Annotated in this window: 25 protein-coding genes; 21 read left to right on the top strand and 4 right to left on the bottom strand. The window is 49.5% G+C overall.

The genetic code is table 11. The features are described 5' to 3' along the window. Nucleotides 1–33: 33 nt before the first annotated feature. Together MF542_RS11145 and MF542_RS11140 are read left to right on the top strand one after the other, a co-directional pair. Nucleotides 34–369, top strand: a complete 336-nt coding sequence (locus tag MF542_RS11145; RefSeq protein ID WP_247019250.1) for a zinc ribbon domain-containing protein YjdM — start codon at nt 34–36, stop codon at nt 367–369. A 71-nt stretch (nt 370–440) separates the two neighbouring features. Next, nucleotides 441–740: an antibiotic biosynthesis monooxygenase family protein gene (locus MF542_RS11140; RefSeq protein ID WP_247019248.1), complete on the top strand. Its 300-nt coding sequence runs from the start codon at nt 441–443 to the stop codon at nt 738–740. Here the strand turns inward: MF542_RS11140 and MF542_RS11135 are convergent. Beyond that, on the bottom strand, nt 737–2,473 hold the full coding sequence (locus tag MF542_RS11135; RefSeq protein ID WP_247019246.1) for a sensor histidine kinase: 1,737 nt from the start codon (nt 2,471–2,473) through the stop codon (nt 737–739). The genes MF542_RS11140 and MF542_RS11135 overlap by 4 nt on opposite strands. 199 nt (nt 2,474–2,672) lie before the next feature. On the opposite strand from MF542_RS11135, the gene MF542_RS11130 reads away from it, so the two are divergent. The 3 genes from MF542_RS11130 (at nt 2,673) to MF542_RS11120 (ending at nt 4,746) form a co-directional block, all read left to right on the top strand. Next, on the top strand, nt 2,673–3,962 hold the full coding sequence (locus MF542_RS11130) for a M20/M25/M40 family metallo-hydrolase (RefSeq protein ID WP_247019245.1): 1,290 nt from the start codon (nt 2,673–2,675) through the stop codon (nt 3,960–3,962). 21 nt (nt 3,963–3,983) lie between these two features. Next, nucleotides 3,984–4,196 (top strand): hypothetical protein, encoded by a 213-nt coding sequence (locus MF542_RS11125; RefSeq protein WP_247019242.1) that lies wholly within the window; start codon nt 3,984–3,986, stop codon nt 4,194–4,196. A gap of 175 nt (nt 4,197–4,371) precedes the next feature. Continuing rightward, nucleotides 4,372–4,746: a hypothetical protein gene (locus MF542_RS11120; RefSeq protein ID WP_247019240.1), complete on the top strand. Its 375-nt coding sequence runs from the start codon at nt 4,372–4,374 to the stop codon at nt 4,744–4,746. A 36-nt stretch (nt 4,747–4,782) separates the two neighbouring features. Here the strand turns inward: MF542_RS11120 and MF542_RS11115 are convergent, their stop codons facing one another. Beyond that, complete coding sequence (locus tag MF542_RS11115) at nt 4,783–6,384, bottom strand: cation:proton antiporter family protein (protein ID WP_247019238.1); 1,602 nt, start codon at nt 6,382–6,384, stop codon at nt 4,783–4,785. 190 nt (nt 6,385–6,574) lie between these two features. Here MF542_RS11115 and MF542_RS11110 point away from each other — a divergent pair, with 190 nt between their 5' ends. From MF542_RS11110 to MF542_RS11100, 3 genes are all read left to right on the top strand, one after another. Further along, on the top strand, nt 6,575–6,919 hold the full coding sequence (locus MF542_RS11110; protein ID WP_247019237.1) for a hypothetical protein: 345 nt from the start codon (nt 6,575–6,577) through the stop codon (nt 6,917–6,919). A gap of 61 nt (nt 6,920–6,980) precedes the next feature. Then, nucleotides 6,981–8,342, top strand: a complete 1,362-nt coding sequence (locus tag MF542_RS11105) for a TolC family protein (protein ID WP_247019235.1) — start codon at nt 6,981–6,983, stop codon at nt 8,340–8,342. Then, a complete protein-coding gene (locus MF542_RS11100; protein ID WP_247019233.1) occupies nt 8,342–9,646 on the top strand; it encodes a multicopper oxidase family protein in 1,305 nt (434 codons plus the stop codon). Before MF542_RS11105 ends, MF542_RS11100 begins: the two co-directional genes overlap by 1 nt. Before the next feature lie 2 nt (nt 9,647–9,648). On the opposite strand, the gene MF542_RS11095 is transcribed toward MF542_RS11100, so the two are convergent. Then, a complete protein-coding gene (locus MF542_RS11095; protein ID WP_247019231.1) occupies nt 9,649–10,512 on the bottom strand; it encodes a crotonase/enoyl-CoA hydratase family protein in 864 nt (287 codons plus the stop codon). A gap of 119 nt (nt 10,513–10,631) precedes the next feature. Between MF542_RS11095 and MF542_RS11090 the strand changes: the two genes are divergently transcribed. Further along, nucleotides 10,632–11,156, top strand: a complete 525-nt coding sequence (locus MF542_RS11090; RefSeq protein WP_247019228.1) for an Mpo1 family 2-hydroxy fatty acid dioxygenase — start codon at nt 10,632–10,634, stop codon at nt 11,154–11,156. Nucleotides 11,157–11,495: 339 nt separating this feature from the next. On the opposite strand, the gene cls is transcribed toward MF542_RS11090, so the two are convergent. After that, nucleotides 11,496–12,953: a cardiolipin synthase gene (gene cls / locus MF542_RS11085; RefSeq protein ID WP_247019226.1), complete on the bottom strand. Its 1,458-nt coding sequence runs from the start codon at nt 12,951–12,953 to the stop codon at nt 11,496–11,498. Nucleotides 12,954–13,085: 132 nt separating this feature from the next. On the opposite strand from cls, the gene ccmA reads away from it, so the two are divergent. The 12 genes from ccmA (at nt 13,086) to MF542_RS11025 (ending at nt 22,230) form a co-directional block, all read left to right on the top strand. Then, entirely contained in the window at nt 13,086–13,769 is a 684-nt protein-coding gene (gene ccmA / locus MF542_RS11080) for a heme ABC exporter ATP-binding protein CcmA (RefSeq protein WP_247019218.1), read from the top strand. After that, the gene (gene ccmB / locus MF542_RS11075; protein ID WP_247019216.1) at nt 13,766–14,452 is read left to right on the top strand and encodes a heme exporter protein CcmB; all 687 of its coding nucleotides are present in this window, start codon (nt 13,766–13,768) and stop codon (nt 14,450–14,452) included. Before ccmA ends, ccmB begins: the two co-directional genes overlap by 4 nt. Nucleotides 14,453–14,520: 68 nt before the next feature. Beyond that, nucleotides 14,521–15,258, top strand: coding sequence for a heme ABC transporter permease (locus tag MF542_RS11070; RefSeq protein WP_247019214.1), 738 nt, complete (start codon nt 14,521–14,523; stop codon nt 15,256–15,258). Then, a complete protein-coding gene (gene ccmD / locus MF542_RS11065; RefSeq protein WP_247019212.1) occupies nt 15,248–15,394 on the top strand; it encodes a heme exporter protein CcmD in 147 nt (48 codons plus the stop codon). Before MF542_RS11070 ends, ccmD begins: the two co-directional genes overlap by 11 nt. A gap of 1 nt (nt 15,395) precedes the next feature. Then, a complete protein-coding gene (gene ccmE, locus MF542_RS11060) occupies nt 15,396–15,863 on the top strand; it encodes a cytochrome c maturation protein CcmE (RefSeq protein ID WP_247019210.1) in 468 nt (155 codons plus the stop codon). Nucleotides 15,864–15,866: 3 nt separating this feature from the next. Beyond that, nucleotides 15,867–17,843: a heme lyase CcmF/NrfE family subunit gene (locus MF542_RS11055; protein ID WP_247019208.1), complete on the top strand. Its 1,977-nt coding sequence runs from the start codon at nt 15,867–15,869 to the stop codon at nt 17,841–17,843. Next, a complete protein-coding gene (locus MF542_RS11050) occupies nt 17,843–18,379 on the top strand; it encodes a DsbE family thiol:disulfide interchange protein (RefSeq protein WP_247019206.1) in 537 nt (178 codons plus the stop codon). The genes MF542_RS11055 and MF542_RS11050 overlap by 1 nt, the downstream gene beginning before the upstream one ends. Next, nucleotides 18,379–18,840 carry a cytochrome c-type biogenesis protein gene (locus MF542_RS11045; RefSeq protein ID WP_247019205.1) on the top strand — a complete coding sequence of 154 codons (462 nt, stop codon included), beginning with the start codon at nt 18,379–18,381 and terminating at the stop codon, nt 18,838–18,840. The genes MF542_RS11050 and MF542_RS11045 overlap by 1 nt, the downstream gene beginning before the upstream one ends. Further along, nucleotides 18,837–19,928: a c-type cytochrome biogenesis protein CcmI gene (ccmI, locus tag MF542_RS11040; protein ID WP_247019202.1), complete on the top strand. Its 1,092-nt coding sequence runs from the start codon at nt 18,837–18,839 to the stop codon at nt 19,926–19,928. The genes MF542_RS11045 and ccmI overlap by 4 nt, the downstream gene beginning before the upstream one ends. Nucleotides 19,929–20,061: 133 nt before the next feature. Continuing rightward, nucleotides 20,062–20,424: a hypothetical protein gene (locus tag MF542_RS11035; protein WP_247019200.1), complete on the top strand. Its 363-nt coding sequence runs from the start codon at nt 20,062–20,064 to the stop codon at nt 20,422–20,424. 112 nt (nt 20,425–20,536) lie between these two features. After that, on the top strand, nt 20,537–21,460 hold the full coding sequence (locus MF542_RS11030; protein WP_247019198.1) for an ABC transporter ATP-binding protein: 924 nt from the start codon (nt 20,537–20,539) through the stop codon (nt 21,458–21,460). Beyond that, the gene (locus tag MF542_RS11025) at nt 21,457–22,230 is read left to right on the top strand and encodes an ABC transporter permease (protein WP_247019196.1); all 774 of its coding nucleotides are present in this window, start codon (nt 21,457–21,459) and stop codon (nt 22,228–22,230) included. Before MF542_RS11030 ends, MF542_RS11025 begins: the two co-directional genes overlap by 4 nt. Nucleotides 22,231–22,267: the final 37 nt, after the last annotated feature.

The raw sequence follows: 22,267 nt of genomic DNA, 5'->3' as shown, positions 1-22,267 counted from the left end.
ATACCCGCGTGTGAATAGTAAAAGGATTACCTGATGAGCGATCTACCGCCGTGCCCAAAATGTGCAAGCCCTTATGCCTATGAGGATGGCGCCCTTCTGGTGTGCCCTGAATGTGCCCATGAATGGAACCCGAATGCGGCTGAAGCAGCGGATGAAAATGTGGTGCGTGATGCGGTTGGCAACATCCTTCAGGATGGTGATGCGGTAACAGTGATCAAGGATTTGAAAGTCAAAGGTTCGTCCTCTGTGGTGAAAGTAGGAACCAAGGTGAAAAGCATCCGCCTTGTGGATGGTGACCATGATATTGACTGCAAGATCGACGGCATTGGCTCCATGGGCCTCAAATCTAAGTTTGTGAAGAAGATTTAAGCTGCACAGTTTTGTGATTACCCTCCCGAAACGACACGCATTAGGGTGCCAAGTGGGGAGGACATCACACTATGATTTCACGGGTATTTAAAGCCAAAATAGCAGACGGAAGATATAGCGATTTTCAGGTGAATTTTCGGAAAATTGCACTACCGCTGATCAAATCACACGACGGGTTATTATCGCTTTCAGCAGGGCGCCTGCCTGATGATGCTGACCATGATTTTATGCTGGTTACCAATTGGGAAAGCCTTGAACATGTAAAAGCGTTTGCAGGCGATGACTGGCAAGAACCACTTATCCCGTCAGGTATGGATACTTTTATGGAAGAAGTATGGCTCGATCATTATGATCTGTTTGAGCACGCTTAATTTCCGTAGGTTTTCTGCTTGGCAGCAACGATTTGAGGCACGTGGATAACCACCTGCGTGCCTTTACCCACATCACTTTCAATCTCTAGCCCGCCGCCGTTTTTCTCCATAAGTGCTTTCGCGAGCGGAAGCCCGAGCCCAACACCGCCGGCTGATGAAATATAGCCATCATTAAACTGCTTGAAGGGTACGAAAATCTCTTCCAGATGTTTTTCGGAAATCCCGGGGCCATGATCAGTGATCAATAATTTTACAGCATCCTCTGTCTCTGCTGCTGAAATAGTAATGGTATCACCTTCAGAGGTGTATTTCGCGGCGTTTGTAAGGATGTTTAGTGTTACCTGTTTCAGGTGGCGTGGATCAGCATAAATGGTTGGTGTTGCCTCTGGAATTTCAGAACTGTAGGTGAGGGATTTTTCCGCAGTGATCGGCCGCAGGATATGTACGCATTCTTCAATAATTTCCTTAATTTCCACCGGCTGCGGTGTACGAGACATATCATCAGCTTCAATCTTTGAAATCTTGAGGATATCATTCACCATATCCAGAAGGAACTGGCCGGATGTTTTGATATCATGGATATATTCTTCGTATTTTGCATTATTGAGCGGGCCCATAATGCCTTCCTCCATAATGGAAGAAAACCCGATGATGGCATTAAGCGGCGTTCTAAGCTCATGGCTCATATTGTTGAGGAAATCGAGCTTGGCCTGGTTGGCAACTTCAGCCACTTTTTTAGCTTCCTCAAGCTCATCCAGCATCCGGTGATGCTCAATGGCAATTCTCAGGTTAAAGGTGGTTGCCTGAATATTTTCAATCTGCTGTTCGGAAGGTGTTTTAGGTTCAGGGAAATAAGCCGCGAAAACCCCCATCACTTCACCTTTGGAGGACAGAATAGGGAAAGACCAGCAGGCGTGAAGCCCGGCCTCTTGTGTAAGCTCCCTAAATGGTTCCCAATTTGGATGAGTGTTGAGATTATCTACAATCACCATCTCACCGCTATAAGCGGCCGCGCCGCAAGACCCCACATTGGGGCCAATTTCCACCCCGTCTATCGCATCCATATAAAACTGCGGCAGGCTTGGCCCTGCGCCTGTGCGCAGATACCGCCCATCTTCAAGCAGCAGCACGGAACAGCGCATGCCTTTATCAATAGCAGTTGCTTCCTGTGCGCGGGTCAAGAGTGTGAGGATCTCCTCAAGGGTCGCATCCCCCGCCACTTTCACAGCAAGCGAAAGAATGCGTTCGAAATTCTCGATAAGCTGCAGGTCTTTTGAAATCAGGTCGCGGAACTGCTCCATCAGATCAACAAGTGTATCGTCATACTCGGTGCCTTTGGTATCAATCACGCAGATAGTGCCAAAAAGCGTGTTATCCGGCCAGTAAATCGGAAGCCCGAGATAGGAAACCACAGGCCCGTCTGCCACTGGGGGGATATGTTTCCATTCTTCAATGCAGGGGGCATTTTCCACATAAAGCCCTTCACCGGTTTCCATAATGCGCCGGCAAAAGCTTTCAATTTTAAGGGACCAACTATCCCCTTCTTTCAGGAAATTATCCTCGTTATCGCTTACGACAACGGTTTTAAATTCCCCTTCATAAAGCTGAACAATCGTACCGCAGGAAGCCCCATACAGGCGCGAAAGAATATTGGCAGTTTGCTTCCATTTCCCGATATCAATGACCGGGTGGGGATCATCGCCCAGATGTTTGCTATAAATGCCGTCCTGCATCGTGTGGCTCCCTCGTAGAATACACCCCACTCCCCCAATACAGATAGAAAAATTCTCCCTGAACAAGATCACACTATAGCTGATTCGTTATCCAATTCCTAAAATTGTATCTAATTTCTTGAAAATCGCATGTTTTTTACTTGTCCTATTAAGGCAGGCAGTTAACGTACTGAGGCGATTTAAGGTGATGAGGGATAGTATGCTCAATAAAATTCTTGTTCTACTTACGGCTGTTCTATGTGTGGTAACGGCTGCAAAAGCGGATGATAAAACCGAAGCTGCCATTTTGAAGGCGGTGGAAGCAGGCATGCCGCAGGCCCTCAGTACCTTAGAAAAAGCGGTGAACATCAACAGCGGCACCATGAATTTCGCTGGCGTGCGTGCGGTGGGCGATGTTTTCATAAAAGAGCTTGATGAACTGGGCTTCAAAACTGAATGGGCACCGGGTGAAAGCTTCAACCGCGCAGGGCATCTTGTGGCTTCTCGCGGCACCAAGGGGCCTAAAATTCTTATGATCGGGCATCTGGACACTGTGTTCGCGAAAGGCGATGCTTTCCAGAAATTTGAACCGCTTGGGGAAGGCAAAGTGAAAGGCCCCGGCATCACGGATATGAAAGGTGGGGATGTTATCATCATCGCTGCCATGCGGGCGCTTAAGGCCGCTGGCGTGCTCGATGATGTCAGCATCCGCATTGTGATGACAGGGGATGAAGAAGCAAGTGGCCGCCCGCTTACCGCGTCTAAGAAAGCATTGGTGGATGCTGCTATCTGGGCAGATATCGCGCTGGGTTTCGAAGACGGGGACGGTAATGTTAAAACAGCTGTTGTGGCGCGCCGAGGCAGTGTGAACTGGTCCTTAGACGTTACAGGCCGTGCGGCCCACAGCTCCCAGATTTTCACTGATGAAGTAGGTTACGGCGCTGTGTTTGAAGCCGCCCGTATCCTGAACGGTTTCCGGGAAAAGCTTTCAACCGTTGAAAACCTCACCTTCAACCCGGGCCGCATTGTGGGCGGCACACGCACTACAGAAGATGCAGCCACGGCTACAGGCACGGCCTTTGGTAAAAATAATGTGGTGGCAAAAACGCTTAGGGTTACAGGCGGTATTCGTGCCCTGTCGCCGGAGCAGCTAGAGGCCGCGAAAGCTGAAATGCATAAAATCGCCAGTGAAAATCTGGCGCATACCAGTGCCAAGCTGGTGTTCGGGGATGGCTATCCGCCAATGGCCCCAACGGAGGGCAACTATAAGCTCCTGTCGCTCTACAGCAAAGTAAGCGAGGATTTAGGCTACGGTGAAGTCATCGCCGTGAACCCGCGCCGGGCGGGGGCTGCTGATATCTCCTTCGCGGCTGATCATGTGGAAATGGCGCTTGATGGTCTTGGCCTTATGGGCATGGACGGCCACACCAAAGATGAAACCGCGGATATGGAAAGCTTCAAACGCAACACAGAAAAGGCAGCGCTGCTGATTTATAGATTGTCGCAGTAGGTTGAGTGTGATGGGGGATATATGCGCTTTGTGAAGTTCTTAGTGATCACTTTGCTTGCGTCGGTTGCTGTTTTTCTAACCATATTAGCAGTGATTGGTCACCAGTCGGATTATTATGATTTGATTGAATTCAAAAACGTAATCTTTGTGGTTCTTGGTGTTGTTTCCCTGATTTTAGCTTTTAGGAATGATTGGAAAGTTACCTTTCCCAGTAAAAGAAATGAAGAACGATAGCTAGTGGTTACAGCAAATTGGATTGGGGACAGTGGACATTTTACCAGAAAATAGTTGGGCAGATATTGTAAGCCAGCACGAACCATGGCGGGCCAAGCAGATTTTGCAAGGGAATATCAGAGCTCGTGCATATGACTCCATGCTTCTTGAAGCGTATGGAAGCCTTCTACTGAGTATGAAAGATAATTTAGAGGCAGGGAAATATCTCTTTTTATCGGGAATCCGCAAACCTGAATATTCAGGTGCTATCAATCTCTTTGTCGAAGGGTATAGAAAAAGGGATATTCAACAAATTTATAGTGCTTTTCCTTCCATGGCTCGCAGAACAGCGTTTGAGGATTTTCCAGAGAATGTAAAGGTTGAACTGTGGCACCTAAAATTTGACCCTTCCCAGATTAAAGTTAAAACGGAAAAATCTAAGGATCTGACAGAGCCAGTCAGAGATTGGCTTCGCAGTCTCATTGTGTGGGGAATTGTCGGGTTATTCTTTAGCTCATTGGCTGTTGGCTTTGTTACTATTGTATCATGGATTGTGAATATGATTTGGTAAACGAATGAAAGATTCAAACATCTTTAACTTTAAACATCAGACCTCTCTCTTCTGAGAAACAACATGGCCTGCAAAGCCTGCGCCTGCTTCTGTGTAGATATTAAACACCGTATCTGCGCCTGCTTGTTTGAGGGCTGTGGCTTCATCGGAAAATTTGGCAGTGGCTGCTACGCGGCCTTCAAAAGACACTTGTTTAAGCTGCTCCAGCACAGCCAGATTGGTGGTGAACTTGGGCATGGCAAGCATCACTAGTTCAAGGGAATGGTCTGCCTGAATACGGTCCCAGAAATCAGCATCACTTGAATCGCCGTGCAGTACATTGCGCCCGGCTTTTCTGTGGTTCTTGGCCGTTACCGGATCAATATCAATACCGATAACCGTATCACCATATTTGTCCCGCATGGTGTTATAGGCCCCGGTGCCAACGCCGCCCATGCCGATCACGGCAATGGTGGCACCCTTGGTATCCAGCGGTTGGTCATCCGCAATAAGTTCATCCTTCTGAAGCGATTTCCAGAAGCTCTGTTTTTGCCTGTATATTCTGCGGGAGATGGTGGTGAGCGCCGCTGCGATAGCGAACGAAAGCGAAAGCGCTGTAGCAATGGCAATAAGCCACTGGCTATCAAGCCAGCCGTTTCCAACGCCGATGGCCGCCACGATAAGGCCAAATTCACTGAAGTTAGTGAGATTTACAGATGCGAGCAGCGATGTGCGCGCCCGCAAGCGGAAGCGGGTTAAAAGTGCGAAGAACAGCGCAGATTTGAAGAAAACAAGCGGCGCCAGCAAGACACCAGCGGTTACCGCCATCAAAGTTGGTTGCCCCGAAAGGCCCACAGCGAGGAAAAAGCCAAGCAGAAACAGGTCTTTGAAACCAAGCATGGTTTTAGCCATTTCATCTGCTTTGGGGTGGGAGGCAATAAGAAGCCCGAGTGCCAGCGCCCCGAGATCACCTTTCATGCCCACCAGTTCAAACAGTTCCGCACCGCCCATGGCGAGCATAAAACCGTAGAGCACCAGAAGTTCGCCGTGCCCCACATACTGTAGCAGGCGGTGCAGCACAAAGCGCAGCGGGATAAGAAGAACAATGAGTGCCGCCCAAACGGAAGGCCATTTGCCTGTGGAAATAGCGAGGAAGGCAACGGCGGCTATATCCTGCATAATCAGGATACCAACGGCGATCTGGCCGTGAAGAGAGGCAACCTCGCCTCTTTCCTCAAGAACTTTCACAACAAACACAGTGCTGGAGAAACTGAGCGCAAAAGCGATCAACAGCGCGTGTGAGAGGCTGAGATCAGACAGGAACGGCACACCCGCGAGCGCCAGGGCGTATATGCTGAAGCCAAAAACCACAACAACGATGGCGGTGTGAAGGCTTGTTACCGCCCACACCTGTGGCCGTGCAAGAACCCGTAAATTCAGCTTAAGCCCAACGGTGAACAATAGGAGTGTGATGCCCAGATCAGCCAGCTTTTCAAGCATTTCGCCGCTGGCGATACCGTATATATTCAGCAGGAAGCCCGTTGCCAGATAGCCAACCAGTGGCGGCAGGCCTACTGAGCGGGATAATAAGCCAAGAATGAAAGCAAGGGAAATCCAGGCAACATCACCCAGCGCAATTGCGACCCACTGGAAATCCATCCTATCCTCCGGCTGTTTGGTGCGATTTCACCATGTTGATAAGCCGTTATTATTAAATAAAAAAGTATGTCTTCACAAGTGTTTAGGCGGCCCGGTTCGTAGGCTTTTGTGTGGTGTTGGTGCCGCGCGCAAGGTGTGTTCGCCATTCTGTGAATAGACAGAAAGCCTCCGCCTCCGCTATAAAGGGGTCATGAACCGGATATTTCATATAACGCTTCTGTTTGCTGTGATGCTCTTTACCTGCCCGTGCGATATGCTTATGGGCGGTGCGAATGCGTCTATGCCCGCTGTGCAGAGCGAGATGGCGGATTGCCATGATGAAATGGTTCAGAAAAGCGTGGATGAATGTTGTGAACTTGAAGCCAAACTTGATGGTTCCAAGGCTAAAACCGCAGATAAATTCACCCAGCAAACTGCGGAAATTATTATCCCGCGCCCGCTGCGTACACGCCCGCAACAGCCGCGCGCGCCAGATGCAGATGGTTTGCCGCCCACCCTTAACCCCTATGATCTGGGGGACCGCCTGCTGACCTAGGACCAACAGCTTTTATCGGAGTTGTTTGTTTAATGGTTACAGGACTAATCAAGTGATAAAAATGATGAAATCTGCCAGTGTGGCAATGGCTCTTTTGGGGCTTGGCGCCTGCGCAACATATACGCAGGACAGTGGGCTTGGCGGGGTGAATGATGATCTCCGCGCCCGCACAGGAGAAGTGATTACACGCTCGGAACTTGCCGAACCCGCGCTTCCGTTTGAAGGGGGAATTACCGCCACAGATGTGGTGAAATCCGCACTTCAATATAATGCAGAATTGCAGGCAAGCCTTGAAGAACTGAATATGGCATCTGCCGCAGAGGTGCAGGCCGGGCTGCTGATCAACCCCACCTTTGAGGGAGAGTTTGTTTTTGGGGATGAAACGGCGCTCGATTTCGATCTCGCTTTTAACATTACCCAGCTTTTAACTCGTGGTCGCCGAATTAAGGTGGCGAAAGCGGAACTTGAAGAAGCAAAGCTTAAAACCACAGAAGCGATAGTACGCACGGTAGCGGAAGCAAAACGCGCTGCGCTTATGCTCTGGCAGGCAGAGCGTGCACTTGAGCTGATGCAGGAAATGCATACGGTGCGGAAAGCGGGTGCAGAAATTGGGGCCGAGCTGAAGCGTGTGAAAAACATCACTGATGGCCAGTATGCGAAACTGAAACGTCAGGCCGTTGAGGCATCGTTGGCTGCAGCGTCGGCTGAGCTGATGGTCTACGGCGCGCGGGAACGGCTTTCCACTATCGCTGGTCGCCCGTTAAGCCCGGCAGCATCTGTCGGCACAGACGGTTTACCGCCAGCCGGTGAGGGCATGGAAATGGGCACATTTTTGGGCGCAGTGATTGAGAAAAACCTCATTTTAGAAGCAAAAAGGGCACAACTTCGGGCACAGGCTGCACGCCTTGGCCTCGCGAAAGTGGATGTGTGGTTCGAGCATCTTGAAGCCGCTGCCGTGCTGGAACGGGAAGAAGGCGAGGTGAAAGAAGGCTTCGCAATTGGCTTGCCTGTGCCGATTTTTGACTGGGGGCAGGTGCGTACGGGCAAAGCGAAAGCTGCGCTTAAAGCTTTGGAATATCAGTATAAAGCAATGCTGCTCGAACTTTCTAACAAGGCGGATGCACAGCACCGTTACACCCGAATGCTCAAGATGGCAGACGGGGAATTTGGCAGCGGTATGCGGCAGGAAGCGGAAGAAGAATTTTCTTTCCGCGAGCAGCAGATGGCGGCGATGCAGATTGGCCCCCTAATGCTTCTGGACGCAAAAATACAGCAACTGACGACAGAATATAACGCTTTGAACTTAAAGGGAAAATATCTGGATGCTGAGATTATCTCAGGCGCGCTCCTCAGCGGTGTAAGCCTCGAGATGGGTGCAGTGAATATGCCAAGCATGGCAGCCGCGGAAGAGGGAGGCCACTAATGACATTTTCAAGAAGAGATACGCTTAAATTAGGCGGTGCACTTTCGCTCGCGGGCCTCGCAGCCGGTGCTTCTCGTGCTTCGCAAACCGTTGACCCGAAAGCTTCTCAGACGCCTGGTAAACCCAATGTGGACTACCGTCCGGTGATTACACCAAACGGTTCCACGCTCCCTTATAAACAGCGGGACGGGGTGAAGGTTTTCCATATGATCGCGGAAGAGGTAGCCCATGAGTTTACGCCGGGCCTGGAGGCAAATTGCTGGGGTTATAATGGGCAAGTCCACGGCCCAACAATTGAAGCTGTGGAAGGGGATACGGTTCGTATTTATGTAACCAACAAACTGCCCGCGGCCACTACTGTGCATTGGCACGGCTTGATTATCCCAAGCGGGATGGACGGTGTGGGCGGCCTTAACCAGCACCCGATTGAGCCTGATGAGACCTATGTTTATGAGTTCAAACTCATCCAGCACGGCACCTTTATGTATCATAGCCACCATGATGAAATGACCCAAATGGCTATGGGCATGATGGGTATGATTGTCATCCATCCGCGCAAACCTGCGGGTCCGCTCCCGGACCGGGATTTTGTGATGATGCTTTCTGAGTGGTCTATTGAACCGGGTACAAATCGGCCAGACCCAAACGCCATGGCGGATTTCAATGTGCTCACCTTCAATGCCCGCTGTTTCCCTGGTACGGATGCACTGGTTGCCAAGCAGGGTGAACGGGTGAGGATAAGGTATGGTAACCTTTCCGCGATGGATCATCACCCGGTCCACCTGCATGGTTATGCTTTCAAGGTAACGGAAACAGATGGTGGGCCGATCCCGAAGGAGGCCCAGTGGCCGGAAACCACTGTTCTTGTGCCAACAGGAGCTACGCGCACCGTTGAATTTATCGCAGATAACCCTGGGGACTGGGCGATGCACTGCCATATGACCCACCATGTAATGAACCAGATGGGCCATGATCTAGATCTGGTGATCGGCGCTGATGGCGATAAGCTTGACGAAGCGCTGAATTCTGCTCTGCCTGGCACAATGATGATGGGGTCAGACGGGATGGGAGATCACGGCAAGCATGTGGAAATGGGCCATATGAATATCCCTGAAAATAGTATCCCTATGGTGGGGGCAAATGGCCCGATGAGTTACATCACCATGGGCGGTATGTTCACTATTCTGAAGGTACGGCCGGATATTACATCCTATGATGATCCGGGTTGGTACGAAGAAAAACCGGAGCAGCAAGCGCGGTTAGCAACCGATGAGGAACTAACCGCTGACGGTATTGCGCTTTAGGCTTATTTGAAATCAGGCTCGGCGTTCCAGTTAAACCCGGCTGGGGCGCCGTTTGATATCTGGTCCGCGAAATCAGGTGCGCGTTTTTCAAGGAAGGACTGAACACCTTCTTTGCCGTCATGTTTGCTGGTGTGATACATGGTTCGGCTTTCTGCGGCATGGGCCACCATGGGGTGATCTGCACCCATCATGCGCCATAAAAGCTGGCGGTTCAGCGCTACAGACATTGGGCTGGTATTCTTGGTAAAACTGCGCGCAATTTCAATAGCACGGGCAAGCAGTTGGTCCGGTTCCACAATCTCGCTGATCAGTCCGCCTTCAAGGGCTTCTTCCGCCCCGAAAACTTTACCCGTATAAGACCATTCAATGGCTTTCTGCATACCCACCAGGCGCGGCAGGAACCAGCTTGCACAGCTTTCAAGAGTGATACCGCGCTGGGAGAAAACAAACCCAAACTTGGCGTAGGTGGATGCAATCCTCACATCCATGGGCAGCTGTAGCGTTGTGCCAACACCAACGGACGCACCATTGATGGCGGCGATAAGTGGTTTTTTCATCCGGTACATACGCAGCACCATCACACCGCCGCTATCACGGTTTTTAATCATCTCAGGGGAAGTTGCATCTACGCTTTCATCAAGGCCGAAAACATTGCCATCGGTGGAGAGATCCATCCCGGCGCAGAAGGCTCTGCCGTTACCAGTGAAAATGACAGCGCGGATATTATCATCTGCATCAGCGGCATCGAGGGCATTGATGACTTCCTCGCCCATTTCAACAGTGAAGGCATTCATGTTATCGGGCCGGTTCAGCCGGATGATCATGATGTTTTCGTCTGTTGTTATATCAAGCGTATTATAAGCCACTGTTCCCTCCATCTGCTTTTATGCCTTTAAACCCTAAGATAGAGCGGTCGCTAAATATGGAAAATATTTGATTTATCAAACCAGCCAGTCCACAATTAGGTTTCTTGAGGGAGAGAGAAATGCGTAACTGGTTTTATGAGCAGATGGCTATGTATTCTGCTTATCACAGGGATTACAGAAACCAATTAACCCACCACCTTGGCGTGCCGATGATTGTGTTTTCCATTATGGTGCTGTTGTCACCGATTGAGCTGATGCAGTTTGAATCTGGCCCCCTTAATCTGGCGACTATTTTGATGGCAGGCCTATTGCTGTTTTATATATTGTCAGCGCCACTTGTGGGTACGATCGCAACCTTTATTTATGGTGGTTTACTGTATTTCGCCAATATCGTCGGCCAAACCAACATGGAAATCGTGCTGAAAATCTTTGGCGTATTTTTTGTGGGCGGTTGGGCTATTCAGTTTACCGGGCATATTTATGAAGGCCGGAAACCAGCGCTTTTTGATAATATCCTACAAATATTTATGGCCCCATCTTTCCTGATTGCAGAAGTGCTATTCCTTCTGAAGCTGGAAAAAGGTTTGAAGGGGGAAATTGAAGAACGGATGCCTGCTTATCTTCCTGAAGCCAAAGAGGAATAATTATCGGGTAAAGTATCCGGCTTCTTTCAAAGCCCTTTTATAAGGTTTTCCGGTGAAGTAAGCGCTTGGGAAGAGTAAAAACCAGCTTATAATCAGTAAGTTAAATAGTGGTTCCTTATCATATAAGAAGCTTAGCTGAGATATTATAAACAACGGTGTACCTAGTAGAACTGCACAAAGCACTAGCCAAAGTAACAGGGCAAAAATCGCCTTTATGACACCTTTAAAATATTGGTGAACTTTTAATAGCAAGATGTAGTAACCCCTCAGGATAAAGCAGTAGGCCATAGCCTCGAATATCAAAACTAAAATGAGGGGTATGTAGGTCAAATCGAACATCTAGAGATAAGGGCTTGCGAGCCAAAGAATACGGCCCAGGATACGCTTGTATCTTGGGCGTTTGTTTAAGGCTTCCAGATTCATCAGTTTTGCTGACGTGAAGCGTTCTGAAACCCAGCTGCGAAGCTGTGAATTGAAGGCTTCATCATAAATTTCTACGTTGAATTCAAAATTCAATTTCAGAGAACGCGCATCCCAGTTTGAAGAGCCGAACAGAGACCAGCGCTTATCCACAACCATTAACTTCGAATGATCAAATGGTGGTTTGGACATATAGAGGTTACAGCCCGCCTGCACCAGTTGCCGTACACCAGACATAGCGGCCATACCGAACATGGGAAGGTTGCTTTTCTCTGGCACAAGAATGTCGACCTGCACGCCACGCAAGGATGCTTGTTTCAGAGCTTCAATAAGTGCCTGTTCCGGCAGAAAATAAGGCGTGATAATCTGCACATGTTTACGCGCTGAAGCCAGTGCGCTTTCAACAATCATCGCTGTTTTCTGGCGGCGTTCATCGGGGCCATCAGCGATGGCTCGTGCCGGGCTACCATCTTCAATCGGTGCGATTGGAGGCAGCCATTTTTCCTCCGGTAATTCTTCGCCGCTTGAGAAAGCCCAGTCATCTGCGAAGGCATCCATCATCTGGGTGACAATGGGGCCTTCAAGCGCGAAATGTGTATCGCGCACGCGCGGGGTGCCGTCACTCCGTTCAAGGTGATGCTTTCTGATATTCATTCCACCCGCAAAACCTAGTTTTCCGTCAATGATCAGCAGTTTCCGGTGCGTGCGCAGATTAAAGAAAGCAAGCCGCCAGGAGAAACGCGCTGGGTTGAAAGAAGTAACCGGAACTTTGAGCCGCCTGAGAAGGTTGGAAACAGGTTTGAAACCGTAAAGATTGCCAACAGCATCCACCAGCACTCGTACTTCCACGCCTCTATCTTTTGCGCGGGCAAGAGCCGCTACAAAACGTCTGCCTGCCTGATCAGCCTGAAAAATATAGGTGGTGAGCGCAACTGTATGTTCAGCACCGTCAATCGCTTTTATCATCGCGTCATAAGCCTGGCGGCCACCTTCAAGCGGAGTGATTTTGTTGCCGAGCGCTAGCTGCTGCGCGCTTACACGACCAGAAAGCCTGTCATGCGCGCGCCAGCGGTTCGGTGCATCTGGTATACCGTCGATAATCTGAGGGCCACCCGGGTCAACAAGTTCACCTGAACGGGGGCGTAGGCCGCGTTTTTCCCGGGATAGCCGAGCTCTCCGCTGAATGCGGTTGATGCCGAAAAGAAGATACATCAAAAGCCCAAAGATAGGAGCAAGCCAAACAAGGCCTAGCCACGATACTGCTGACCTTACTTCCTCTTTGGTGCGCATAATCTGGATGCTGGCAAGAATTTGCGCAATAAGCACAACTGCCGCTATCAGCACCCCGTCAGGCCATATCCATGCCTCTAAATTCATAAAGCTCCCGTCACCAGATAAGCTTATTATATAGTGGGTTTAGCCGCGGCCGAAAAGAGGCTGTATGATCTTCATTTAACCCGCGACAATAATGCGCTTGTTCCCCAGCCCGCTATTCTGTAGCGTGCAGCCATGAGCAGAGTGCAAAATAATAGTGATGAAACACATGTTTACCGTGGGGATAACTTATCCTGCTGGCGGGGTGGGCGTATGGTGTTTGAAGGCCTTTCTTTTGAAGTAAAGGCTGGTGAATATTTGCATCTGAAAGGCGCGAACGGTAGCGGAAAATCCACGCTCATTCGGTTGCTTGCAGGTTTGCTTGAAACTCGCACCGGTTCGGCCAGTTTTGCTGGCGATTCTATGCTGGGTTCTGATGTGGCCGCATCTGCGCATGTGATTTATTCTGGCCACCAGCATGCTCTTAAACCTGTTCTTACGCTGAGAGAAAATTCCGAAAATTACGTGAAGTTGATGACAGGTGGATCGCTTGCTTACGAAACACTGGAAGCTGCTGTAGATAGGTTTGATCTTTATGATCTGATTGATACGCCTGTCCGGTATTTTTCCAGCGGTCAAACGCACCGCTGTTCACTTCTGCGGTTTTGTTTGCTTGACCGCCCTATCTGGTTAATGGATGAACCAACCGTGGGGTTGGATGCAGAAAACAGAGGCAGGCTTGAAGCTGTTATGCAGGACCATTTGAACGGTGGCGGTATTATTCTGGCAGCTTCTCATGATCCTCTGAATTTGGGCGGTAAAACCCTGATGATGGCGGATTTTGAAGCCAAAGCATCCGGGCAGGAATATTGGTTATGACGGCAGCAGTTAAAAGCACAGGTGTTTTCTGGGCTGTTGTACGCCGGGATATTAAGCTTGCATGGTCGCAAGGCGGCACGGGCACCATGGCGCTTTCCTTTTTCCTGATTGCTGTAAGCTTGTTCCCATTTGGTGTAGGGCCAGAACCACAAATGCTGGCACGGATAGCGGCCGGAGTGATTTGGGTGGTGGCACTGCTCGCCTGCCTGCTTAGCCTTGATCGATTGTTTCAGGCAGATTTCGAAGATGGCAGCCTTGATGATCTCGCTTTATCCCCCATTGGTATGATGGGTATTGCCGCAGCTAAAACACTGGCGCACTGGATATCAACTGTGCTGCCGCTTGTGGTGATGGCACCGCTTCTGGCTATGTTGATGCAGTTACCGAATGAAGGCTATTTGTTTTTGGTTGTTTCGCTCCTTATCGGTACGCCAGCGCTTAGTTTGTTTGGGGCGATTGGTGCGGCACTTACGGTTTCCGTGAGGCGTGGTGGGGTTTTGATGTCACTTCTCGTATTGCCGCTTTATATCCCGACGCTGATTTTTGGGGTAGGTGCTGTGGATGCAGTTATATTAAGCGCAGACCCAACACCCCATCTGGCGCTTCTCGGGGCAGTAACACTTGTGGGAATTGTGGTATCCCCATTTGCAACAGCAGCAGCACTTAGGTTATCACTGGAGTAAGGAAATACAGAACGCTGAGACACCAAGTCGCACTTGCTGAAACCAGCGTTTCTCTTTAGGTAAGGGCCATGCATAGATTCGCAAATCCAGCACAGTTTAACCGCCTGGCAGATAAGATTTTGCCGTGGGCGATTGCTATCACCGTTATCACGCTGGTGGTTGGGCTTTATTATGCGCTGTTCGCAAGCCCGGAAGATTACCAGCAGGGTTCCAGTGTGCGGATGATGTATGTACATGTACCAGCGGCCTGGATGGCCATGTTTGTATACGGTGTTCTCGCGGTTTCTGGTTTTGTAGCCCTTGTTTGGAAACACCCACTCGCATTGATTTCCGGAAAAGCTGCAGCGCCAATAGGCGCTGTGTTTACGCTTCTCGCACTTATTACAGGTTCCCTTTGGGGTAAGCCTATGTGGGGTACTTATTGGGAGTGGGATGGCCGCATGACAAGTGTGCTTGTGCTGTTCTTTTTCTATCTCGGTTATATGGCGCTTTGGCAAGGAATTGAAGATGAAGACAAGGCCGGCAAGGCTACGTCAATTCTCGCGCTTGTAGGTGTTGTGAACTTGCCGATTATCAAGTTTTCTGTGGAGTGGTGGAACACCCTTCACCAGCCAGCAAGTGTGATGCGCCTTGATGGACCAACTATCCATACAGATATGCTTATTCCGCTTCTAACCCTTGCGGTCGCTTATAAAGCTTATTTTGTGGTGGTATTCCTGTGGCGCATGAAACTGGAAATTAACGAGCGGAAAATCTCCGCACTGGCGCAAGCCGCAAACGTGAAAGTACATCATTATGGCGGGTGATTACTCATTTTATATTGCGGCAACATACGGTATTTCAGCTGTTGCTCTCTTGCTTTTGGCAGGGTTGAGCTACCGCCGTATGAAAGCATCCAATGCGAAAGTGGCTGAGCTTAGAAGCCGCAGAAGGAAACGGTAACGTGTCAAAGGGCCTTAAATCTCGTAAAAAACAGAGGCTAATTGTGCTTTCAACCGCTGTTGCGGCGCTTGTGGGGGCTGTGCTTCTGGTGCTTTTCGCCCTTGGCGGTGATAGCCTTAGCCTGTTTTTGCAGCCTTCCAGTGTACTAGAGAAGAAAATTCAGGCGGGACAGCGTTTCCGTCTTGGTGGTTTGGTGCAGGATGGAAGCTTCAAAAAGCTTGAAGATGGCCTGACGTATAAATTCGTAGTAACAGACTGTGCGGCAGATATCCCTGTTCAGTTCAAGGGCCTGTTGCCTGATCTATTCCGTGAAGGACAAGGTGTTGTAACCGAAGGTGCCTTGGATGCGACCGGGACCTTCATGGCAGATACTGTGCTAGCAAAGCATGACGAAAATTACACACCTAAAGGCACGATGCCGAAGAATGTAGAAGCGTGTGAGCACCCTGAAAAAGCTGCGGGGTATTAAACTGTGATCCCTGAAATTGGCCATTTTGCACTTGCTGTAGCCTTGATGCTTGCCCTTGTAGGGGCGATAGTACCGCATGTAGGTATTGCGCGGAGCGATGCTCGGCTTATGGGGCTGGCGGACCGGGTGATTTATGGCCAGTTTCTAATGGCGCTCATCGCTTTTGGTGCACTTACATATGCTTATGTGATCTCTGACTTCTCTGTTTTGAATGTGGCAGCGAATTCACATACGGCTAAACCCATGCTTTATAAAATTTCCGGCGTCTGGGGTAACCACGAAGGTAGCCTTATGCTGTGGGTATTAACGCTCACACTGTTTGCCTCCGCAGTTGCATGGCGGGGTAAAGAGCTGCCACTAAGGTTTCGTTCACGTGTGCTCGCGGTGCAGAGTGCGCTTATCGTTGGGTTCCTTATCTTCATTCTCTTTACAAGCAACCCGTTCTTGAGGCTTGACCCAGTACCTGTTGAAGGTAACGGTCTTAACCCGCTTCTACAGGACCCGGGCCTCGCGTTTCATCCGCCTATGCTTTATCTGGGCTATGTGGGCTTGAGCATTGCTTTTTCCTTTGCGGTGGCTGCACTGATTGAAGGGGAGGTAACACCCCTTTGGGCACGTTGGGTAAGGCCCTGGACACTATCTGCCTGGATGCTGCTTACGGGCGGGCTCGTCCTTGGTAGTTGGTGGGCTTACTATGAGCTTGGCTGGGGCGGTTGGTGGTTCTGGGACCCGGTTGAAAATGCTGCTTTCATGCCGTGGCTTATCGCATCAGCGCTTCTGCATTCATCAATTGTAGTGGAAAAACGGGATGCGCTGAAAAGCTGGACAATCCTTCTTGCGATCATCGCGTTTTCTTTCAGCCTGTTTGGTACCTTTATGGTGCGCTCTGGTGTGATCACCAGTGTTCATTCATTCGCCAATGATCCAGAACGTGGGCTTTATATACTCGGGTTTTTAGCAGTTGTTGTGGGTGGTTCCCTTAGCCTTTATGCATGGCGTGCGCCGAAGCTGTCTCCAAGCGGTTTGTTCGGTATGGTGAGCCGTGAAAGCGCGCTTGTGCTGAATAATATTCTCCTCAGCACCTTCGCAGCTGTTGTGCTTGTGGGTACGCTTTATCCCATGATGCTTGAGGCTACGGGTGGTGCACAGATCACAGTCGGACCACCTTTCTTTGAATTTGCCGCTATCGTTCTTATGTCACCGCTGATCGTGGCACTTGGGTTTGGTCCGCTTCTCGCGTGGAAGCGTGGGCGAATCGGCCGCGCAGGGCAGATGTTGATTCCAGCCCTTATAGTGGCACTTGTAGCCTTTTTGGCCGTTGCCTGGGATAGTGCTGGTGGGTTGTTGATGACGGGCTTTGGTCTTGGGCTGGCTCTTTGGTTGATTGTATCCGTATTTCTTGAGCTTTTTGAACGCCTGCAGCTGTTTAAAAAGCCTGCGAAAGTTTTATCCCGCATGAAGGCTTTGCCGCGTGCCACGTGGGGCATGAGCTTTGCCCACCTTGGTATTGGTGTGATCCTGCTTGGTATCACTGTTAGTGAAGCGTGGACCACAGAAAAGCTTTTGATCATGGCACCGGGTGAGCAGGCTGAAGTCGCCGGGTTTAGTTTTCGCCTTCATGGTGTGGAACCTGTTGCTGGCCCTAATTATACCGCTATCCGTGGGCATTTCACTGTCGCTGAAGATGGACAGGTATTTAACCAGCTTTTCCCGGAAGACCGTGTTTACACTGATCAGGTGATGAATACGACAGAGGCTGCTATCGCCCCTATCTGGACAGGTGATTTATATGCCGTAATTGGTGAAAGTGCGGGTGAAGGTAAATGGTCTGTAAGGTTGTACTTTAAGCCGTTTATTTCCTTCTTATGGCTTGGCGCAACTTTCATGATTGTGGGTGGTATTTTCTCGTTGACTGACAGGCGTAAGCGCATTGGCGCACCCAAAGGTAAGCGCAATAAATCCGCAGCAGGAGCAGCATAATGAACGGCTTTGGTAGATTTATCCCGCTTCTTATTGTTGTGGTGCTTGTTGGTGTTTTTCTCTCAGTGATGATGAGTGACAGAAACCCCAAAGAAATTAAAAGCGTGATGATCGGCAAACCTGTGCCGACATTTGAAATCCCAAATCTGTTTGATGGCCAGTCTGCACTTACTGATGCACGCCTTCGTTCGGGTAAGCCTGTGATTGTGAATTTCTTTGCAAGTTGGTGCCTGCCGTGCCGTGCGGAACATGAAAATCTGGTAACGCTGGCCAGTGGGTACACCGTTGATGTTATCGGTATTGCTTATAAAGATGATCCAGAAGCTTCCCGTGATTTCCTTGATGAACTTGGCAACCCTTATGCGGCTGCTGGTGTAGACCGTGATGGTCGTTTAGCCATTGATTGGGGTGTTTCCGGTGTGCCTGAAACCTTCCTTATTGATGGTGAAGGTGTGATCCGTTACCGGCACTGGGGGCCAATCGTAGGTGATAGTTTACGTGTTCAACTGCTGCCTCAGTTAGAGGAGCTTCAGTGATGCTGCGTTGGTTTGGTTCCATATTGATTGTTGTAACTCTATCGATCACTGTGTTTGCGGTGGCTGTAGATGATAAGCCGCTTAAAGACCCTGTGAAGGAAGCAATGGCTCGGGCGCTGATGAAAGAAATCCGCTGCCTGGTGTGCCAGAACCAGTCTATTGAAGATTCAAACGCTGACCTTGCCCGTGATCTGAGACAGATTGTGCGTGAACGTATATCGCTTGGTGATAGCCCCGATAATGTGCGGGCTTACCTTGTTGACCGTTATGGTGATTGGGTGCTTTTAGAGCCGCCCGTGAATACATCTACATATCTATTGTGGGGTTCGCCGTTTTTGCTTCTTCTGCTCGTGGCGTATGGGGTTATGCGGTCAAGGCGTGAGCAAGCTGGACCAGCTCCGCTCTCATCGGAAGAACAGGAAAAGCTCAATGCTATTCTCCGTGAAGGAGATGGTAAATGATTTGGTTGTTCTGCGTTGCCATCGCGCTGGTTGCTGTTTTGCTTATCACGGTAAAATCTGGTGCAGCAGATAGGGATGCAGATCCGCTTTCCCACTATAAAGAGCAGCTTGAAGAAATTACGGCTGATGTAGAACGTGGTATTCTTGATGAAGAATCGGCGGCTTCTGCAAAGCTTGAAATTGAACGACGTATTTTGAAAACGGTTCGGAAAGCTGAAAGTAAAACATTATTTTCAGGATCCGTATCAACAGTTCTGCCAATTGCTGGTGCTGTTGTTATTGGTGCGTGGCTTGTTTACAGCCAACTGGGTAGCCCCAATGCTCAATCAAAACCCGGTGTTTTTGTTACGATGCAAAATGCTGAGGTAACAGAAGGTGGTCCAACCTTCCGGGAAGCGCTTGATAAAATACAGCTGCACCTTGATGCGAACCCCGATGATATTGAAGGCTGGTCTGTGATGGCGAAAACAGCCCGGTCCGTTGGGGATTATAGCCGCACGATCAATGCCTATAAAAATATTGTACGCCTTCAGCCAGAAGACAGCCGTTATCAGGTGGATATGCTCGAAAGCTATATCGCGATGGCGCAGGGCAAGATAACACCAGCCGCTAAAATGGTGTTACAGGACCTATTGCGTGCAGAACCTAATCACCCGGCTGCTCATTACTATTTAGGGCTTACCCGTTTGCAGGCAGGGGACGAAGAAGGCGCGAAAACTGTTTGGCTTGCTCTTGCAGAATCGTCAGCCGCTGACGCACCTTGGATGCCCACAGTAAACAAGCATTTGCAAGATATGGGAGTACGTCCTCCAAAATTATCACAGGACCAGATTGATAATGTGAATGCGATGACTGCTGAGGATCGGCAGGAATTTATCCGCTCCATGATGGCGCGTCTTGAGGCAAAACTGGAAGAAAACCCTACTGATTCGCAAGGTTGGATGATGCTTGCACGATCTCAAGTATCACAAGGTGATAAAAAATCCGCGATTTCTACGTTAAATCGGGCCTTAGAAGCGGTTAATGATGCAGATAAGCCTAAAATTCAGGCGTTTCTTGACAATTTGCTCAACAGCAACGATTTTTAAACTATAGCCGCATAGAGATAGAACTGTGAGGTTGCTCAGGTAGAATTTTCTGAGCTTTCGGGGCCCGAAGAAGTCGTCAGCCCGCGGTATAGCTATGAAATAGCTCCATAAATTATGACTAGGCCGTTTTACCATGGTCGATATTAATTCAACGAATGCCGGCTTGCAGGGGCAGTTGCAGGCACAGCTTCAATCAAATCGCGTTAACGCCAGGCCGAATCCGGCCAATGTCAACCAAGGAACACCGCAGCAGGAAATTGCGCGTGAACCAAATGCCCGTGTTAACGAAAATATTCCCGCATCACGCCGCCTTCCAGTAAGGCAAAGTGAACGTGCAGGTCAGCTTTCAACACCTCAAGAACTTGAGGCAGCACAGCAGCGTGTTGCAGAGGAAACTGGCGTACCTCTTCGGGAAGCGCCTGTTGGCAGGTTATCTGTTCAACAGGAACAAGAGCGCAATCAGCCGCTCGGACAAATTATTGATATTCGCGTTTAGAGGCAAAATTATATACCCATGACATTTGTCATGCATGAGATGTGACATGCATGACTGTTTTCTGCTGTGCGGTTTCCTTACCTTTAAAGGGTAATCAATGGAGGCCGTGGTCATGACAGCGACTTTAGAGCAAACGATATCCTATAAAAACCTCACTAAAACATATGGCGATAAGAGAGCCGTTGATGGACTTGATATTTCCTTTCGGAAAGGCGAGCTAACGGCCCTTCTTGGTGAAAATGGTGCCGGGAAAACTACCTCAATTTCATTAGCGCTTGGGCTTGTAGAACCCACAGAAGGTAGTGTTACCATCCTTGGTCACAAAGCAGGGTCTATTGAAGCGCGCCGTGCAATTGGGGCGATGCTTCAGTCAGCGGAACTACCGAACCTTTTAACAGCTGAAGAACACATCAAGCTTTTCAGCAGTTACTACCCAAACCCTGTGCCAATCGAAGAATTGGTGGAAATGCTCCAGTTAACACCGTTTCTCAAACAGCGATATGGGGGCTTATCGGGCGGGCAAAAGCGTAGGGTACAGCTTGCGCTTGCTCTGTGCGGGAATGCTGATTTTGTCATTCTTGATGAACCAACTGTTGGTCTTGATATTGAGACCCGTCACACACTTTGGCAGGCGGTACGTGCTTGTGTTGCACGCGGACAGGGTGTCATCCTCACAACACACTATCTTGAAGAAGCTGATGCCCTTGCGGATAGAATTGTAGTGATGGCTGACGGGCAACTGGTGGCAGACGGTACACCGGCAGAAATTAAAGCATTATCAGCTGAAAAGGTGATTGAACTTCAAACCAACGCTGGTGCTGATCTGATCAAAGGCCTGCCGGGGGTGCATTCGGTGGTAGAAACCGGGCAAACAATCAAAATCTCTGTCAGTGAGGCAGAGCCGTGTCTGGCATATCTCTTTAAAGAAGGTTTTGAGGTGAAAGACCTGAAGGTTTCGCAGGTAGGCCTGGAGAGTGCTTTCCTTGATATCACAAATAAAAATAAACACTCTGGCAATATGGGAGAAGCGGCATGAGCACGGCGGCGATGAAAGTTTCGAACCTGACTATTCTTGTAAGTGAATATAAAACAGAGTTTCTAAAAGCATTTAGAATGCCTCAGTTCTCATTGCCCACGCTGATGTTCCCCATGCTGTTTTATTTTGTGTTTGGGTCTCTCATCGGTACTCCGTCACCTGAGCGAGCGGCATACCTTTTGGCGACCTACGGTGTTTTTGGTTCAATGACAGCGAGCCTGTTTGCCTTTGGTGCGGCGATTGCTAATGAGCGGGATGAAGGCTGGCTTGAGATCAAACGTGCGGCGCCGCTGCCGACGATGGTGTTTTTCACTGCAAAGCTTTTGATGACCATAAGCTTCAGTATGATGGTAACTGGTGGCTTGTTTATTATTGCTATCACTGTGGGTGGAGTAAGTCTTGAACCAGTTCAGTGGTTAAGCCTGATTGGTCTTAATATCCTGACAACAATCCCATTTGCTTTTATGGGGCTTGCTATTGGCTTGCGCGGTAAAACACAGGCGGCAGCTGGTATTACCAATCTGGTGTTTTTCTTGATGTCTATCTTCGGTGGTTTGTGGGTGCCGCTACCAGTGTTCCCAGCAATTTTCTCCAAGATTGCGATTGCGCTACCCAGTTATCATTTAGGCGCTTTGGCACTGGAAATTGTTGGTGTTGAAAGCCAGCTGAATGTGATTGCTCATGTCGGTATTATCCTATCTTTTGGTATTCTCTTTGGTGCATTTGCCTTTAGCGCGTGGCGGCATATGGATAGCGACCGCAAAGGATAAGTATTTTGGCAGTGACACAGCAGAGTGTTGCTGCCAA

Source organism: Kordiimonas laminariae (assembly GCF_023008165.1).
Taxonomy (GTDB): domain Bacteria; phylum Pseudomonadota; class Alphaproteobacteria; order Sphingomonadales; family Kordiimonadaceae; genus Kordiimonas; species Kordiimonas laminariae.
Note: the sequence above shows the minus strand (reverse complement) of the source record. Positions and strands in the feature narration are given on the sequence as shown.